Origin of the sequence: Streptomyces sp. NPDC127092, from assembly GCF_042722475.1 — a bacterium.
Classification (GTDB): Bacteria; Actinomycetota; Actinomycetes; order Streptomycetales; family Streptomycetaceae; genus Streptomyces.
Genome location: NZ_JBHXFE010000354.1, coordinates 1 through 1,144 on the forward strand (window position 1 = coordinate 1; position 1,144 = coordinate 1,144).

Genomic DNA, 1,144 nt, shown 5'->3' on the forward strand with positions numbered 1-1,144 from the left:
GCCGCCGTCGCGGGTCGGCGCCTCGGGCTCCTCCGGCGTCGACGCCAGGAACGGATTGCGGATCGGGGGGCGATGATCCCGGCTCATGGTTGTGTCCTCTCCGAGGCGGTCGTGACGCGCGGCAGCGCGGACGTGACGGGGTGCGGGGGCTCCACGTGTCGCAGGCGGTGCACCGGGTGCCAGCGGCGGCGCGCCCCCGTGAACGGCTTGGACAGGGGGGTGGCGAGCAGGGCGAGGCCTGCCAGCCAGCTGAGGGCGAGCGCGAGGGCGAACTTGACGGCGTTGTCCTCCACGCCGTGGCGCGTGACCCACATCAGCACCCAGCCGTGCAGCAGCACCACCACCGTGCCCGTCCGGACCAGGGCGGTGATGGCGAGGCGCAGGGCCTGACCCGTCCCGGTGCGCCGGGCGAAGGAGCGCAGCAGTCCCTCCACCGTGGAACCGAACACGAGCACCATCCCCGCGGACATCAGGACGCCCACGGCGGGGGTGAGCACCGGCGTGCCGAAGCCGCCGAACTTGATGTTGGGCGGCTCCAGGCCCAGCCGGACCGAGACCAGCCCGAGCAGCACCAGGCCGAGGCCGATGAGCGTCCGATGGCGTCGCACGTGCGGCTGGACGCGGCGCCGGAACGTCTCGCCGCTGAGGACGAACAGCAGGCACGGCAGGGCCAGCCCGACGCCCAGAGGCGTGCGGGCGATCGCGGAGTCCGGCACGAGGTGGGCCCACGCCAGCCCGGCCAGGCCCACGGCCCAGGCGACGGCGGACGGGAAGCGCTCGAGGAATCGGCGCAGCACCGTGGTGAAGAACAGGACGGAGATGAACCAGAACGCCCACCACGGGGGCTCTTGGTCCGCGCCCCCGTACCAGCCGGTGATCATCAGGCGCCGCAGGAGGTCGGGGTCGTCGGCGAACCACGCGAACGCGGCCACGGACATGAGCGCCGCCCACACCAGGTACGGCACCATCAGGCTCCGGAAGCGGCCCCGCACGTCCGTGGCCCAGGGGCGGCCGCGCGTCCAGAAGTAGCCGGTGAGGAAGAAGAACAGCGGCATCCGCCAGATCTCCAGGTACCGGCTGAAGGTGAGGTCCGTCAGGTACGCGTGACCCAGCACCACCGCCGCGATGGAGACAAGCCGAAGGG

General features: G+C 72.6%; 1 protein-coding gene. It reads right to left on the reverse strand.

The annotated features are described in order from the left end of the window. Positions 1-83: 83 nt before the first annotated feature. Positions 84-1,144 (reverse strand): acyltransferase family protein (locus ACFWJO_RS40370; protein ID WP_386873347.1); only part of this gene is annotated, 1,061 nt, incomplete at its 5' end.